At 33.6% G+C, this 16,496-nt stretch carries 11 protein-coding genes; 5 read left to right on the forward strand and 6 right to left on the reverse strand.

Translation table 11 applies throughout. The features are described 5' to 3' along the window. Nucleotides 1–15: 15 nt before the first annotated feature. The gene (locus HGK31_RS07895; protein WP_191859253.1) at nucleotides 16–792 is read right to left on the reverse strand and encodes a 3'-5' exonuclease; all 777 of its coding nucleotides are present in this window, start codon (nucleotides 790–792) and stop codon (nucleotides 16–18) included. A 115-nt stretch (nucleotides 793–907) separates the two neighbouring features. On the opposite strand from HGK31_RS07895, the gene HGK31_RS07900 reads away from it, so the two are divergent. Continuing rightward, a complete protein-coding gene (locus tag HGK31_RS07900; protein WP_191859254.1) occupies nucleotides 908–1,996 on the forward strand; it encodes an NADH:flavin oxidoreductase in 1,089 nt (362 codons plus the stop codon). Nucleotides 1,997–2,303: 307 nt separating this feature from the next. Further along, entirely contained in the window at nucleotides 2,304–4,895 is a 2,592-nt protein-coding gene (locus HGK31_RS07905; RefSeq protein WP_191859255.1) for a DUF7619 domain-containing protein, read from the forward strand. Between the two features lie 66 nt (nucleotides 4,896–4,961). On the opposite strand, the gene HGK31_RS07910 is transcribed toward HGK31_RS07905, so the two are convergent. The 3 genes from HGK31_RS07910 to recR all read right to left on the reverse strand — a co-directional run bounded on the left by HGK31_RS07910 (nucleotide 4,962) and on the right by recR (nucleotide 8,099). Continuing rightward, nucleotides 4,962–6,284, reverse strand: a complete 1,323-nt coding sequence (locus HGK31_RS07910) for a dihydrolipoamide acetyltransferase family protein (protein ID WP_191859256.1) — start codon at nucleotides 6,282–6,284, stop codon at nucleotides 4,962–4,964. An 80-nt stretch (nucleotides 6,285–6,364) separates the two neighbouring features. Next, the gene (locus HGK31_RS07915; RefSeq protein ID WP_191859257.1) at nucleotides 6,365–7,471 is read right to left on the reverse strand and encodes a glycosyltransferase family 2 protein; all 1,107 of its coding nucleotides are present in this window, start codon (nucleotides 7,469–7,471) and stop codon (nucleotides 6,365–6,367) included. A 10-nt stretch (nucleotides 7,472–7,481) separates the two neighbouring features. Beyond that, nucleotides 7,482–8,099, reverse strand: a complete 618-nt coding sequence (recR, locus tag HGK31_RS07920; RefSeq protein WP_191859258.1) for a recombination mediator RecR — start codon at nucleotides 8,097–8,099, stop codon at nucleotides 7,482–7,484. A gap of 78 nt (nucleotides 8,100–8,177) precedes the next feature. Between recR and HGK31_RS07925 the strand changes: the two genes are divergently transcribed. Continuing rightward, complete coding sequence (locus HGK31_RS07925) at nucleotides 8,178–9,620, forward strand: sodium:solute symporter (protein WP_191859259.1); 1,443 nt, start codon at nucleotides 8,178–8,180, stop codon at nucleotides 9,618–9,620. Here HGK31_RS07925 and HGK31_RS07930 read toward each other — a convergent pair. Continuing rightward, complete coding sequence (locus tag HGK31_RS07930) at nucleotides 9,591–9,953, reverse strand: CoA-binding protein (RefSeq protein WP_191859260.1); 363 nt, start codon at nucleotides 9,951–9,953, stop codon at nucleotides 9,591–9,593. The genes HGK31_RS07925 and HGK31_RS07930 overlap by 30 nt on opposite strands. A gap of 109 nt (nucleotides 9,954–10,062) precedes the next feature. Here HGK31_RS07930 and HGK31_RS07935 point away from each other — a divergent pair, with 109 nt between their 5' ends. After that, nucleotides 10,063–12,561: a TonB-dependent receptor domain-containing protein gene (locus HGK31_RS07935; protein ID WP_191859261.1), complete on the forward strand. Its 2,499-nt coding sequence runs from the start codon at nucleotides 10,063–10,065 to the stop codon at nucleotides 12,559–12,561. 302 nt (nucleotides 12,562–12,863) lie between these two features. On the opposite strand, the gene HGK31_RS07940 is transcribed toward HGK31_RS07935, so the two are convergent. Next, a complete protein-coding gene (locus HGK31_RS07940) occupies nucleotides 12,864–13,874 on the reverse strand; it encodes a 3-oxoacyl-ACP synthase III family protein (protein WP_191859262.1) in 1,011 nt (336 codons plus the stop codon). Nucleotides 13,875–14,042: 168 nt separating this feature from the next. Here HGK31_RS07940 and HGK31_RS07945 point away from each other — a divergent pair, with 168 nt between their 5' ends. After that, a complete protein-coding gene (locus HGK31_RS07945; RefSeq protein ID WP_191859263.1) occupies nucleotides 14,043–16,484 on the forward strand; it encodes an alpha/beta hydrolase family protein in 2,442 nt (813 codons plus the stop codon). Nucleotides 16,485–16,496: the final 12 nt, after the last annotated feature.

Below are 16,496 nucleotides of genomic sequence, written 5' to 3' on the forward strand. Positions count from 1 at the left end.
TCTTGGTTCTTGGTTCTATGTCAATTTATTATTAAACGCCCGTAATTTAATGGCTGTCAATACTTTTTTAGTGTACAGTGGAAAATCGGCATTAAGCAGCCATCCGAAATAGCCTGGCTCGTCATTTAAAATATCTTCAACGCGTTTGCCTTTATGCTTTCCAAATGAAAAACACTCTTCACCTTTTTTATTATAAGTTATAAATCCAGCAAAATCGGCAAACCGTTTACGTGAACTAAACTCGGCCAAAAATTTGGAGTCATTTTCAAGTTCATCGTATTTGGCTATTTGTGCCTTTAACACTTCATACGTTGCATTTGTATCGGCTTCAGCTGTATGCGCATCTTCCAAAGTTTTATCGCAATAAAACTTATAAGCTGCACTTAAGGTACGTTGCTCCATTTTATGAAAAATGGTTTGTACATCTATTGACAACCTATTTTTCATATCAAAATCCACTTCAGCACGTAACATTTCTTCTGCCAATAAAGGAATATCAAATCTATTAGAATTAAAACCTCCTAAATCCGAATCTTTTATCATGTTATGAATCTCTTTTGCCAATTCCTTAAAAGTCGGCTCGTTAGCAACATCAGCATCAGAAATACCATGAATTGCGGTTACCTCTTTTGGTATCGGTCGCTCTGGATTTACCAACCAACGTTTGGATTCTTCTTTACCATCTGGATAGACTTTAAGGATGGCAATTTCGACAATACGGTCGGATGTAATATTAACACCTGTAGTTTCTAAATCGAAAAAACAGATGGGTTTTGATAAGTTAAGATTCATTAAAAAGTTGTTTTGGCAAAGGTAGTTAGAATTACTAAAACTATAAATGGATTCTAATAATTTGAATTGTTATTTGAATAAACGAAATTTACTAAAATAAAAACGGTTAATTGTTATGAATAAAAACCTTTCCGACTCCATTTCCTTTTCCTGCGGACTCCAAATAAAAAACCGCTTTATGTTAGCACCACTTACCAACCAACAAAGTCATGAAAATGGTGAATTATCTGATGATGAGTTTAATTGGCTTACTATGCGTGCCAAAGGTGGTTTTGGATTGGTAATGACCTGTGCCTCCCACGTTCAAGAAATTGGTAAAGGGTTTCCAGGACAATTAGGGGTTTTTTCAGACGATTTAATTGAAGGGCATAAAAAGCTAGCGTCAAAAATTAAGAGTTATTGTAGTTTAGCTGTTATACAGTTGCATCATGCTGGTATGCGTTCACCTTTTGAAGTGATTAAGCAAAAAGCTGTTTGTCCTTCTGATAGTGATAAACATAGCGCTAGAGCCTTGACTTTAGACGAAGTACATCAACTTAAAGACGATTTTATTCAAGCTGCTATTCGCGCTCAAACATGTGGTTATGATGGTGTTGAAGTTCATGGTGCTCATGGTTATATTTTAACGCAGTTTTTGAGCAGTGACATCAATAAACGTCAAGACCACTATGGTGGATCACTCGACAATCGTTCTAGATTATTATTTGAAATTGTTGAGGGCATTCGAGCAACTTGTGGCAAAGCATTTCTGTTAGGTGTTCGATTATCACCGGAACGTTTTGGCATGAAATTGTCTGAAATAAAATCGATAAGTCAACAATTAATTGACAACTATAACATTGACTTTTTAGATTTATCTCTTTGGGATTGTTTTAAAAAGCCTGAAGAGTATCCAGATTCTGATAAAACATTGTTACAACATATAGCAGAATTAGATTTTAAAAATGTCAAACTAACCGTTGCTGGTAATATTAGAACTGGTGAGGATGTGCAAAAGGTATTAGATTCTAGAGTAGATTTTGTGACTATTGGTCGATCAGGAATTCTACATCACGATTTCCCAAAACGTGTGATGAAAAACTCAGACTTTAAACCTATTAACAATCCAGTTTCGGAAGCCTATTTAAAATCTGAAGGCTTAAGTGACACGTTTATTGATTATATGAGACGATGGGATGGATTTGTGGAGGAAATAAACAAGTAGAATGTGTAAATAAAAAGTCAATGACTAAAAAAGCACAACTTAAAAGTTGTGCTTTTTGTTATATAGGGGATTAGCCTTTTTGAATCTTCGATTTCTTGCCTTCATTTCGAGAACATTTCGACAAGCCCCATGCAGAATTGCTCAACACAAGCAAAACCAATGGCCAATTCAAAACGCCATTCTTTAAAGCAAAAAAGGCACAACCCTTTGATTGCACCTTTTTCCAATTAATTAAAAATCCCTTATCAACAATATGTAGGAAATCTGAAATAATAATGGGATATTAGTGGAGAAAAATTTTTCTAGCATGAAACACTTTTACTTATTCCTTTTTACAGTTTTATTTTCCATTTCAACTCAATCTCAAATTGTCGATATTCCTGATGAAAACTTTAAGAATGCTTTAATTAATTCTAACTGTGTTAGTTTTGACTACAATTTTCCTTCAATTATAGATGTTGACTTAAATAATGACGGTGAAATACAACTATCCGAGGCACAATCCGTTGAACACTTAAGAATTTCAGACAACTTTGATATTAATAATATGATTGGAATCGAAAGCTTCACAAATCTTTTATCAATAAGTATTAGAAATAATCCTATTCAAACTGTGGATTTTAGCTCTAATATTAATTTAACAGAAATAATCTGTGCTAATAACCCTCAATTGCAAATAATAAATTTTGGTAGCAATACAAATCTAATAGGAATAGATTGTAGCAACAATTCGCTCACATATTTAGATTTAGAATCTGTTCCTAATTTAGAATTTCTATATTGTTATAATAATCAGCTCAATTCACTAAATATATCAAGCAATTTAAGTTTACGAGATTTAACTTGTTATGAAAACCCACTTACAGATATTGATACTTCATCAAATGCTCTTTTGACTTCTCTTGTAATAGGAGACAATCCTTTAAGCACCATTGACTTGAGCAGTAATACTGAAATTATTAGTTTGACTATAAGTGGTAATGTTCCATTATCTTCGTTGGACTTAAGTAATAATATTAATTTAACACATTTAGCACTTTATAATTCTGATATTTCCAATCTTGATTTAAGTAACAATATAAATCTCCTTCAATTTATTATTAGTGGAAGCCAACAAATCCTATTAGACTTAACAAACAATACTAATTTAGAAGAGTTAAGATGTTCTAATATGGGATTATCAGAACTTGATTTAAGTAACAATATAAATCTTAATGAATTAATTTGTAATAATAACTCATTAACAAGTTTAGATTTGAGTCAAAATTTAAATCTTGAATACTTACAATGCAACTCCAACGAATTAGCAACTTTAGACTTAAGCAATAATTCAAGTTTGAGAAATGTTGAATTTGTATTTAACCCACTAACTTATGTGAATATTAAAAATGGTAATAATGAGAATTTAGCTTCAACTTACGTCACTCAAGGTCTAGATAATCTAGAAGCTATTTGTGTTGATAATATGAATTCAAATATTTGGGATTATTATTCTCAACTACCCTCCAGCCCTAATATCACTGAATATTGTTCTTTTATTCCTGGAGGGGAGTACTATATTATTGAAGGACAAGCAAATATTGATTTGGACACAAATGGCTGTGGAGCTAGCGATGTATTTTTACCTAATCTTAATTTACAAATATCCAACAGTACTGAATCAGGTGCATTTTTCACAAATGATTCAGGTACATATTTTATGCCAGTTCCAACTGGAAACCATACAATAACTCCGTTATTAGAAAACCCAACATATTTTTCTATTAATCCTTCAGACTTTAATGTTAGTTTTCCTTCAGATGCTAGTCCTTTTATTCAAGACTTTTGCTTAACTCCCAATGGTGATTTTAACGATTTAGAAATCAGTATTGTTCCACTTGTAGTTGCTCGTCCTGGTTTTGAAGCAGAATACAAGATAATATACAAAAACAAAGGAACCACAACATTAACCGGTAGTGTTGATTTTAATTACGACGATGATTATATGGATTTGTTAAATACATCTCCTATTGGTGACACTCAAACAATAGGAAATTTATCATGGGAATACAGCGACTTGTTACCATTTGAAACAAGGGAAATATTAGTGACCATGTCATTAAACACTCCAACGGATTCAGAATTCCCCCTTAATGGAGATGACGTTTTAGAATTTGATGCCACCATAAATCCTTCAGGAATAGATGAAACACCTGAAGACAACAATATGATTTTAAATCAGGTTGTTGTTAATTCTTATGATCCAAATGACAAAACATGTTTACAAGGTGCCGTCGTAACTCCAGAGCAAGTTGGTAAATATGTACACTATGTTATACGGTTTGAGAATACGGGAACGGCTAATGCTGTCAATGTAGTTGTTAAAGATGTTATTGATACATTAAAATATGATTTAAATTCATTAGTTCCCTTATATGCAAGTCATGATTTTTATACTAAAATTCGAAATGAAAGTGAAGTCGAGTTTATTTTTGAAAATATTCAACTACCTTTTGATGATGCCAATAATGACGGCTATGTTGTATTTAAAATAAAAACACTCCCTTCGTTAGTTGTAGGTGATACTTTTAGTAATGAAGCACAAATTTATTTTGATTTTAACTATCCAATAATCACCAATAATGAAACGACCATTATTCAAGAAAGTTTAAGTATTCATGAATATAACGCTAATAACTCTTTAAATGTGTTCCCAAATCCTACTAATGATTATTTTGAAATTTATACCCAAAACAACCTAGGCATTGAATCAATTGATTTAATTGACCTTTCAGGTAAAACAATAAAACAGTTTAAAGTTTCTGAAAAATATAGTATTGAAGAAATTGCTTCAGGTATTTATTTTGTAAAAATTAGAGCAACCAAATCTGAAACCATTAAGAAATTAATTAAGATTTAGTTTTGTCTTACTAAACAAAAAGCACCACAAATTGTGGTGCTTTTTGTTATTTTATTAGGGGTCTTCTTAAATTTCCCTATTAGGATCCCAAGCTTCTAAATAATCTTTAACCGCTTTTACAAACTGACCACCTAAAGCACCGTTTACCACGCGATGGTCATAGGAGTGCGACATAAACATACGGTAACGGATACCTATGAAATCGCCTTCAGGTGTTTCTACAACAGCAGGTACTTTTCTAATAGCTCCTAAAGCCAAAATGCCTACTTGTGGCTGATTGATAATTGGTGTTCCCATAATGCTACCAAATGTTCCAACATTGGTAACTGTGTATGTTCCGCCTTGTATATCATCTGGCTTTAATTTATTCTCTCTAGCTCTTCCGGCCAAATCGTTCACTTTTTTCGTCATCCCAACCAAGTTTAATTGGTCAGCATCTTTGATAACTGGTACAATTAAATTACCATCTGGTAAGGCAGCTGCCATTCCTAAATTGATATGCTTTTTCTTAATTATGTTATCACCTTGCACTGAAATATTCATCATTGGAAAATCTCGTAAAGCTTTTGCTACGGCTTCCATGAATATTGGTGTAAAGGTTAAATTTTCACCTTCTCTTGTAGCGAACTCCTTTTTAACTTTGTTACGCCAGTTCCATATTTTCGTTACATCAGCTTCAATAAAGCTTTGAACATGTGCGGACGTTTGAACTGACTCTACCATGTGGTGTGCAATCAATTTGCCCATTCTAGTCATTTCAATAATTTCGTCATCACCTGAAGCTACCACAGGTGCTGCTTTTTCTTTTGGCTGTGATTTTTCTTGAGTTGGTTGAGACTTCTCGACTGCGCTCGAAGATACAGTTGCTTGATTACCTCTATTTTCGATATATGCTAATATGTCATTTTTAGTAACACGTCCATCTTTACCTGTTCCTGGCATGGCGTCTAATTCGCTTTGAGAAATGCCTTCTTTTTTGGCAATATTTCTAACTAAAGGCGAATAAAAGCGATCTCCTGAAGATACTATTGGCGCAACGCTTTCTTGAGCTGCTACAACAGTATTTTGAACTTCAGCAACAGCTGGAGTTTCTGGAGCAGTTTCAGTTTTTGCAGGCTCTGGTTGTGAAGCCGATGCACTAGCCTCTCCTTCGGTTTCTATAACCGCAATAGTTTGCCCTACTTGAACCACATCATCAACATCAAAAAGTTTTTCAACTAAAACACCTTCAACTTCACTGGGCACTTCACTATCTACTTTATCGGTTGCTATTTCTAAAACCGCTTCATCAGCTTCAATAGTTTCACCTACTTCTTTTAACCAAGAGGTGATAGTTGCTTCTGCGACACTCTCTCCCATTTTCGGGAGTTTTAATTCAAATTTTGCCATATCTGTAATGGAACACTGTTTTTTTAAATTACGACTGCAAAATTAATGAAAAATCATCGAATTGATTGCAGTTTTGTTAATTAATTCTTTTCAAACAACACGATTTCGCCTCTACTCTTCGAACTATTACTACCTACCATAAAATGTGCATTATTAGGTAATATTTTAAAGGAAATAGTCCGTTGCGTCTTATAATTATCAATTAATTCTATAATGGATTTGTAACTAAAGGTATGCGCATCAAAAATAATTTCGGTGTATGGTTTTAACTCTGGTAACTCCGAAACCACTTCTATAGGTTTTTCGAAAAACGGTTTAATAAAATCGCAAGACCGTTTTGACAAAACCAAGTAAGTGTCAACACGTTTTGCTTGTTGCTTGGGCTCTGAACGCAGCAGGTAAGCTGCTTTTATTCCAAACCAAACTATGGTATTGAATAACCAATTACTTTTAAAATGTTTTTTATAGAAAATCTGCATAGCCCCATAAAACCGCTTGGCGTACTTAACATCCTTTAGCGTGCTTTCACCTTTATAATGGATAACACTGGTTCCTCCATTATAGTAATTTTTATAGCCTGCTTTTAAAACTTTATAGGAAGTATCCACATCTTCACCATACATAAAATAGTCTTCGTCAAATCCGCCAACTTCATTATAAACGCTCTTTTCCATTAGCATAAACGCACCTACAAAAACAGGAACTTCTCCAATACCAAATTCATCAACTTGATTGGAATAATAGTCATACGGATTACCTAACAATTTTTTTAGAGCTACCTTAGGTTTGGGGATATTACGCTTACTTTCAGGTAAGAAGTGACCAGTTCCATCTATTAAGCGACAACCTACAATACCCGGATTTTCTTGTTGTTTGATAAATTGTAATAATTTGGAAAATGTATCTTCGCTAACAACAGTATCTGGATTCAAGATACAGATATATTCACCCTTGGCATGAGCGACGCCTAAATTATTTCCTTTTGAAAAACCATCATTGTTTTTGTTTTCAATTAAAATAACACCCGGAAACTGTGCTTTTACCATTTGACAACTGTCATCTGGCGAATTATTATCAACTACTATTATTTCGGCATCCAAATCTGATATAGCAGCTTCTACACTTTTTAAACATAACTCCAAAAAGTAACGCACGTTATAATTTAATATGACAACGGAAAGTTTCAAATAATTGAATTTAAGATTTTAGGGATGCTTCAAATGGAATACGGTTAATAATGCTTCTACCTAATGTCACCTCATCTGTATATTCCAATTCGTTCCCAACCGAAATTCCTCTGGCAATAGTTGACGTTACCACATTATAGTCTTGAATTTGTCGGTAGATATAAAAGTTTGTGGTATCACCTTCCATGGTAGAGCCTAAAGCAAAAATAAGTTCTTTAACCTTACCAGTTTTTACCTTTTCAACAAGAGTTTCAATGTTTAAATCACTTGGACCAATACCATCCATTGGTGAAATTTTTCCTCCCAAAACATGATACAAACCTCTAAAAGAACTCGTATTTTCTATAGCCATTACATCACGAATATCTTCAACTACGCAAATAATTTCTTCCGTACGATGTGGATTTGAGCATATTTCGCACACGGCATTATCACTTATATTATGACAACTTTTGCAAAAGTTAATTTCAGAGCGCATGGTTTTTAAAGCATCAGATAACTGATTGGTTTGATTTTCAGGCTGTCCCAATAAATGCAAAACCAAACGCAATGCCGAACGTTTACCAATACCTGGCAATTGCGACATTTCGTTTACAGCACGTTCAAGTAGCTTTGATGAAAATTCCATAGCTGCGAATTTACGATTTTACATTTAAGAATTGTATATACAAACGTAATTTGTATTTTGGCTAAACAATATTTTTATATGAATCCTACGCAGATTATTCTACTTATTGCAGCATATTTTAGCTTGCTTATTTTGATTTCATATTTCACTGGAAAAAAATCTGGAAATGATGCCTTTTTTAAGGGCAACCGACAATCCCCTTGGTATGTAGTAGCCTTTGGCATGATAGGAGCCTCATTATCTGGTGTTACCTTTATTTCTGTTCCAGGTTGGATTGAAGCTTCGCAGTTTAGTTACATGCAGGTGGTTTTGGGGTATATTGTAGGCTATCTTGTTATTGGCTTGGTACTTTTGCCTTTGTATTACAGATTAAATTTAACATCCATTTACACCTATTTAGAAACACGATTTGGAAATTACTCGTATAAAACTGGCGCTTCCTTTTTTCTAATATCGCGTGTAATTGGAGCCAGTTTCAGACTGTATTTAGTTGCCAATGTGTTACAAATTATACTGTTTGATGAATTAGGAATTGAATTCTGGCAAACAGTTACTATTACAGTACTTTTAATTTGGCTATACACGTTTAAATCAGGTATCAAAACCATTGTTTGGACCGATACCTTACAAACTCTTTTTATGCTTATTGCTGTTGGTGTTACCATTTATTTTGTTGGTGATGAATTAGGTTTAAGCGGTAGTAATATTTTTAGTTTTGTTTTAGATAGCGATTTGAGTAAAACCTTCTTTTTTGATGATTTTAAATCTGGTAATTATTTTTGGAAACAATTTATTTCTGGAGCATTTATAGCTATAGTTATGACCGGTTTGGATCAAGATATGATGCAAAAAAACTTGACGTGCAGAACGCTTAAAGATGCACAAAAAAACATGTTTTGGTTTACAATTGTTTTAACAATAGTGAATTTTGTTTTTTTAAGTTTAGGCTTACTATTAACGGTATATGCACAACAAAATGGAATTGACGCCCATAAAGATGACTTGTTCCCTATTCTGGCCAAAAACCATTTAGGAATTGGTGTTTTTGTATTTTTCCTATTGGGATTAATTGCTGCAGCATACAGTAGTGCTGATTCCGCATTAACCTCTTTAACCACATCGTTTAGTATTGATATTTTAGATATTGAAAAGAAACACAATACCGAAAAACAAGTACGTATTAGAAAGCGGATTCATGTGCTTATCTCTTTAGTACTAATTTTAGTAATTATCGCATTTAAGTACATTATTAAAGATGCGAGTGTAATTGCTAAACTTTTTGTGTTTGCAGGTTATACTTATGGACCATTGCTGGGATTATATGCTTATGGCTTATTTACAAAATGGCAGGTGAAAGATAAATGGGTTCCTGTTATTGCCATACTATCGCCTATCTTTTCTTATATTATTAGCGTAAATAGTACCAAATGGTTTGGTTTTGAGTTTGGGTTCTTTATCTTGATTTTAAACGGATTCTTAACTTTTTTAGGCTTAATATTGATTCGTAGACAACAATACTAAAGTACAAGCCACTTCAAATTCAATATTATTGTCTTGCAATAATTTATAAAATTTGGGGTTTTCAGTTCCGGGATTGAAAATAACACGTTTTGGCTTCAAGCTAATTATGTAATCGTAATATGCTTCTTGACGATTGGGATTCAAATATAATGTAACTGTGTCAATATCATTATAGTCAACCAATTCCGTATCAATGGCTACTTCAGAAACCTCTCCTGATTTCATTCCAAAAGCAGCAACTTCATGCTTATTTGCTACCAAACGTTGAATGGCATAATTAGAATATCTATTAGGTTTTAAAGATGCACCAAATACTAATGTTTTTTTGCTCATGTGTTAAAGTGTTGTTAAGTAATGTTAAAAACAGTAACAAGCTGTAAAAATAGACGTCTGTAATAATAATAACAAAAAATAAAACATCAATCAAAAGACAACCAATCAGATGAAAAAGCTATTAGCAATATGCTTGTTGTTATTATTAACTCTATTCTCACAAGCTCAAACTTCTGTAAATAATATTCCGACTCTTATTAGTGGAACTATTACAGGAACCGTAATAGACGAAACATTACAACAACCCTTACCATATGTAACTATTATTTTAAAAAGTGAATCAGGGGAAACCATTAATGGTACTATAACTGATGACAACGGTAAGTTTGTTTTACAAAAAGTTCCAGGAGGAAAATATATAGTAACTATTCAGTTTATTGGTTATAAAAGCATAGACAAACCAATAGAAATCAATAGAGATAATAAGGATATTAATTTAGGAACTTTACCCTTACAAGAAGAAGCGACAGGTTTGGATGAAGTAACAATTATTGCTGAAGTATCTACTATTGAACAAAAAGTAGATCGTAAGGTGGTTAATATTGGTAAAGATTTAACTACTGCTGGCGCTACCGCTTCTGACATTATGAATAATATTCCATCGGTTAGCGTCGATCAGCAAACTGGAAATATCAGCCTACGAGGGAACGAGAATGTTCGTGTTATGATAGACGGCACATTATCAAATGTTCCTATTGCTCAACTCTTAAGACAGATTCCTTCAACATCTATTAAACAAATAGAATTAATTACAAACCCTTCAGCAAAATACAATCCTGAAGGTATGAGCGGTCTCATTAATATCATTCTTTATAAAAATACTAATATTGGATTTAACGGTAATATTAATCTAGGTCTAACTAAAGAGATAAATGCCAGATTCAATGGATCTATAGATATGAATTACCGTAACGGGAAATTCAATTTGTATGGCAATTACGGTAATAATGTTGGAACTAATGCTAGCTATGGGAATATATACAGAACAGACAACCTATCTAATCAAATATTTGATACTGATAGAACTGGTAGCTCCCATCTATTCAAAGTAGGTTTAGATTATTATTTAAACGAAGCCAATACCATATCCTTCTTTACTAATCAAAATGTTTTTGATGGTAAAACAGATAGTACAACTGATGTAGAATATGAAAATAGACCTACCGAAAGTCAATTATTCAACAACACTATAGACAATATTTCGTCGCAATACAATTTGGCCTATAAACACAACTTTAAAAAAGAAGGTGAAAAATTAGATGTTGAAGTCGATTACAGTGATTTTAATCAAGAAGAAAATGCCAATTTCGATTTTGTAAATATTGCTTTTCCACCAAATTATGAAGATTATGTTGATACTAATCGGGCGCAAGCTATTGTAAATGTTGATTATGTAAATCCTTTAAGCGATGAAGCCAAGTTAGAAGCAGGTCTAGAAGCACGTTTGTATGATACCGAAGTTAATTATGATTCTTCTGGACTATCCACAAATCCAAATCAAGATGACATTATTGATAATGGTGACGAATTTATACCAACACCTTCAACATTTTATGATTATAAACGGGACATCTATTCGGCCTATATTACTTATGGGAAATCATTAGAAAAATGGAGCTATCAATTTGGTGTTAGAGCTGAAACCGTAACCGTTGATGCTGTTGCAACCAACTTTTTAGAAAACGCATCTGAAGTAAATCCATTTGAAAATGATTATTTTCAGCTTTACCCTTCGGCGTTTTTAACCTACACACCTAGTGAAAAAAACACTTATCAAGTAAGTTATAGCAGACGTGTTGATAGGCCTGGTGTTGGACAGGTTAATCCTATTCGTGAATGGAGCACGCCACTACTATCCAACGTTGGTAATCCAGAATTGGAACCACAGTTTACAAACTCGATAGAAGCAAATTATATTCGAAATTTTGAAAAAGGTTCGGTAACTGCTGGTGTTTTTTACAGACTTATTGAAGACGAAATTAATCGTGCTGTTTTTGTAGACCGTTTAGATTATAACAAGTACATCCTGACCTTTGAGAATTTTGACAACACATCAGCCTATGGTATCGAACTATCTAGTAATTACAGACCGACAAAATGGTGGAGTTTTAATGCTAGTTTTGATATGTATTCAAGACAACAAAAAGGATTCACCGAACGTGTTATTGCACCTCCAGGTCAAGAGCCAACAGAAGATGACATCATTACTGAAGAAGTAACAGCGGATAATATTATATGGAACTTCAGAGTTTTTAATAATTTTAAACTGGTTAAAAATTTAGATTTGTCGCTTTTTGCTTTATACCGTGGTGAAGAAGAAGGCATTCAGTTTACAAGAAAACCTATGTATTTTGTAAATACAGGAATCAGATATAGCTTCTTGGAAGACAACAGAGCTACAGTAAGTTTTAACTACAACGATATTTTTAATACCATGGCTTTTGAATTTGACGGTGAAAATCCTGTGCCTTCTATAGGCGGATTCTATTGGGAAAGTAATACGTGGAATATTAATCTTTCTTATCGTTTTGGAGGAAATAAGTACAGAGCATTACAACGTAAAAACCGCGATGACAATGAGAAATCAGGAAGTGGTGGATTTATATAATATATTTGGTAGCCTTCATAATAGTTGATGGTTAGTGTTATTGTTTGGCTATTAAATAAGAAAACCCAAGGTGTCACTGCCTTGGGTTTTTGAATTAAGGATGTTAAATGATAGTTAAAATCTGTTATCAATGAAATAAAAACAGACTTTTTACGTCTATATAGATAAGTGATAAGTTTTTAAGTAATATAACTGTAAAACTTCTTACGGTTAGTGTTAGTTAAAATTGGTTAATAGCGAAAAAACCCGAAGCAATCTTGCCTCGGGTTTTTTTATTTACCCATTTCTATTATTAAAGAAGCTTACCACCTAATAATCACACTTCCCCAAGTAAAACCGCTTCCAAAGGCAGCCAACACAACCGTATCGCCTTCTTTTATATTGCCTTGTTCCCAAGCTTCGGTTAAAGCAATAGGAATTGAAGCTGCTGTTGTATTTCCATATTTTTGAATATTATTGAATACTTGGTCATCATTCAATTTGAATTTTTTCTGGATAAATTGAGCGATCCGTAAATTCGCTTGATGTGGAATTAGCATATCAATATCATCAACTTGTAAATTATTTTTCTTTAAGCCTTCCATAATCACTTCGCTAAACCGTACTACTGCATTTTTAAAGACAAATTGCCCATTCATATACGGATAGTAACTTTCATCATTTGGATCATTTTCTTCTAAAATATCATTTACCCAGCGCTTACCCATACCTGGTGCTACCAAAACTAACTCTTCAGCATGCTCACCTTGTGAATGTAAATGCGTCGATAAAATACCTTTAGAATTATCTTCTTCACGAGTCAAAACGGCTGCTCCTGCTCCATCACCAAATATAACAGTCACACCTCGTCCTCGTGTTGTTTTATCTAATCCATGAGAATGCAATTCACTACCAATAACAAGCACATTTTTATACATGCCTGTTTTTATAAAATTATCAGCAACAGAAAGTGCATAAACAAAACCTGAACATTGGTTTCTTACATCTAGAGCACCAACCGTTTTAATATCTAATGCATGTTGTACTTGTACACCAGGTCCAGGAAAATACATATCCGGACTTAAGGTGGCAAATATTATAAAGTCAATATCATCTTTATCAATTCCGGCACGTTCTATAGCTACTTTAGCAGCTTTTACACCCATTGTTGCAGTAGTATCACCCGTTTCCTTTACAGCCCAACGACGTTCTTTGATTCCGGTTCGTTCTTGAATCCATTCATCATTAGTATCCATCATTTTAGACAGATCGTCATTAGTTACTACATTTTCAGGAACATAATGTCCTAAGCCAATTATCTTTGAATTGTACATGCCTTCTAGGTTTAAATATGTCACGCAATTTAACCATTTACACCCTAATAGATTTGAATTGTCAATTGTAATCGTTATGCATGCATAACAAATAAAGTTTAAGATTTATTAACTTTTTAACAGTATTCTTTTTAAGTATCTTTAAGGCTCTAATTAAAACCAGTTGTCATGAAGCGTATTTTTACATTATGCCTATTTTTATGCATTTCTTACAGTTTTTCACAAGAAAATCTTACTTATCAAAAACCTCATCAAAATATTCTTGAATTAGCCGAAGCGCCTCTGGCACCAAGTATCCGTATGGATAGTAAAGGTGACAACATTGTATTTTTATTCCGTAGCAACTATAAAACCATAGAAGAGCTTTCAGAAACCGAATTACGTCTCGGCGGTTTACGAATAAACCCTGTGACTAATATTGGCAGTAGAACACGCTATTACACTGATATAAAAGTTAAAAATGGTAAAGGCAGTGAACCACAAACCATAACAGGGCTGCCAGAAAACGGGCGATATGCAAACTTCTCTTGGTCGCCAGATCAAAAGTATATGACGTTTACCAATACAGTTTCCAATGGTGCGGAACTGTGGTTGTTAGATGTTTTAAATGCTTCGACTAAAAAAATTACTAATGCCAATTTAAATGCTAATATGGGTGATCCTGTTACTTGGTTTAAGGACAGTGAATCAATGCTAGTTAAAATGCTTCCAAAAGACCGAGAACCTTTAATTAACACAAAAGAAGCAATCCCAACAGGTCCAACCGTTTCTGTTAGCGAAGCTGGTGTTAAAGCTCAAAACAGAACTTACCAAGATTTGCTAAAAAATAAAAATGACGAACATAATTTTGAACAATTAGCCAAGTCTGAAATCTATAAGATTAATCTTGATGGATCAAAAACATTATGGAAAACAAGCGATATGTATCGAGGTTTATCATTTTCTCCTAATGGAAAATATATTATGATAACCACTATCAACAAGCCATTTTCATATTTAGTTCCTTATTATAGATTTCCATCGGCTTCAACTATTTATAAAAGTAATGGTGATAAAGTTAAGACTGTTCTAGAGGTTCCTTTGATTGAAGATTTACCAAAAGGCTTTATGGCTGAGCGTAAAGGTAAAAGAGACTTTACTTGGAGAAATGACAAACCAGCCACATTGGTTTGGGCCGAAGTGCTGGATGGTGGTGATCCTGCCAATGAAGTTCCTTATCGCGATGAAGTATTCCAACAAGAAGCGCCATTTGATGGCCCAGCAAAATCCATTTTAAAAACCAAGGATAGGTTTAGCGGAATTATTTGGGGAAATGACAACATTGCTGTAGCATACGATTATTGGTGGAATACCAGAAATTCCAGAACCTACGTTTTTAACCCATCTAAACCGAATGATGTAAAAATTTTGTTTGACAGGAATTATCAAGATAGATATAATGATCCTGGAAGTTTTGTAACTACTAAAAATGAATTTAATGAGTACGTTTTAGATCTTGACAATAATTCTGCTTACCTCATTGGTGATGGATACAGTAATGAAGGTAAGTTTCCTTTTGTTGATGAATTAAATTTAGAAACAAAAAAAACCAATCGGTTGTATCAGTCGCAACTTACTGATAAAGTTGAAGATATCTCAAGTGCTTTAGATGCTAAAAAGGGTGAATTTGTAGTTAGAATAGAATCAAAAAATGAATATCCTAACTATTATATCCGAAACATTAAAAAACGTATCGGATTAATTCCATTAACGCAATTTGAAAATCCGTTCAAAAGTATTCAAGATGTTGAAAAGCAAGTTATAAATTACAAACGTGATGATGGTTTAGATTTAAGTGCCACACTCTATTTACCTACCGATTATGAAGCTGGTAAAAAATATCCTATGATTATGTGGGCTTATCCACGTGAGTATAAAGACAAAAATAGCGCAGGTCAAAATACCTCTAGTTCAAATGAGTTTACCTATCCGTATTATGGTTCACCAATTTATTGGGTAACACGTGGTTATGTGGTTTTAGATGATGCGGCATTCCCTATTGTTGGCGAAGGTGACGAAGAACCAAATGACAGTTTCATTAAACAATTAGTTGCAAACGGCAAAGCTGCTATTGATGCTGTAGATGATATGGGTTATATTGACCGAGATCGTGTTGCGGTTGGTGGTCATAGTTATGGTGCCTTTATGACAGCCAATTTGCTATCACACTCTAACTTGTTTGCGGCAGGTATTGCCAGAAGTGGTGCATACAACAGAACATTGACGCCTTTTGGTTTCCAAAGCGAAGAACGGAATTATTGGGAAGCTCCAGAAATATATTATAACATGTCACCGTTTATGCATGCCGATACTATGAAAACACCGTTATTATTAATTCATGGTGAAGCCGATAATAATTCAGGAACCTATCCATTACAAAGTGAACGTTACTTTAATGCTTTAAAAGGTCTAGGCGCTCCAGTGCGTTTGGTTATGTTGCCTAAAGAAAGTCATGGTTACGCTGCAAAAGAGTCCATAATGCACATGCTTTGGGAACAAGATCAATGGCTAGAGCAACATGTTAAAAACAAAGCTGAAGTAAAAGCACCTGAAGAATCAATGAAAGATTAATATTCAAGAAGT

This window comes from Hanstruepera ponticola, from assembly GCF_012931685.1.
GTDB lineage: Bacteria > Bacteroidota > Bacteroidia > Flavobacteriales > Flavobacteriaceae > Hanstruepera > Hanstruepera ponticola.

Bases quoted from the DNA above. Each gene is read 5' to 3' on its own strand.
- HGK31_RS07945 (WP_191859263.1), top strand. From the start codon at position 14,043: ATGAAGCGTATTTTTACATTATGCCTATTTTTATGCATTTCTTACAGT.
- HGK31_RS07895 (WP_191859253.1), bottom strand. From the start codon at position 792: ATGAATCTTAACTTATCAAAACCCATCTGTTTTTTCGATTTAGAAACT.
- HGK31_RS07930 (WP_191859260.1), bottom strand. From the start codon at position 9,953: ATGAGCAAAAAAACATTAGTATTTGGTGCATCTTTAAAACCTAATAGA.
- HGK31_RS07935 (WP_191859261.1), top strand. From the start codon at position 10,063: ATGAAAAAGCTATTAGCAATATGCTTGTTGTTATTATTAACTCTATTC.
- HGK31_RS07925 (WP_191859259.1), top strand. From the start codon at position 8,178: ATGAATCCTACGCAGATTATTCTACTTATTGCAGCATATTTTAGCTTG.
- HGK31_RS07940 (WP_191859262.1), bottom strand. From the start codon at position 13,874: ATGTACAATTCAAAGATAATTGGCTTAGGACATTATGTTCCTGAAAAT.
- HGK31_RS07905 (WP_191859255.1), top strand. From the start codon at position 2,304: ATGAAACACTTTTACTTATTCCTTTTTACAGTTTTATTTTCCATTTCA.
- HGK31_RS07900 (WP_191859254.1), top strand. From the start codon at position 908: ATGAATAAAAACCTTTCCGACTCCATTTCCTTTTCCTGCGGACTCCAA.
- recR (WP_191859258.1), bottom strand. From the start codon at position 8,099: ATGGAATTTTCATCAAAGCTACTTGAACGTGCTGTAAACGAAATGTCG.
- HGK31_RS07910 (WP_191859256.1), bottom strand. From the start codon at position 6,284: ATGGCAAAATTTGAATTAAAACTCCCGAAAATGGGAGAGAGTGTCGCA.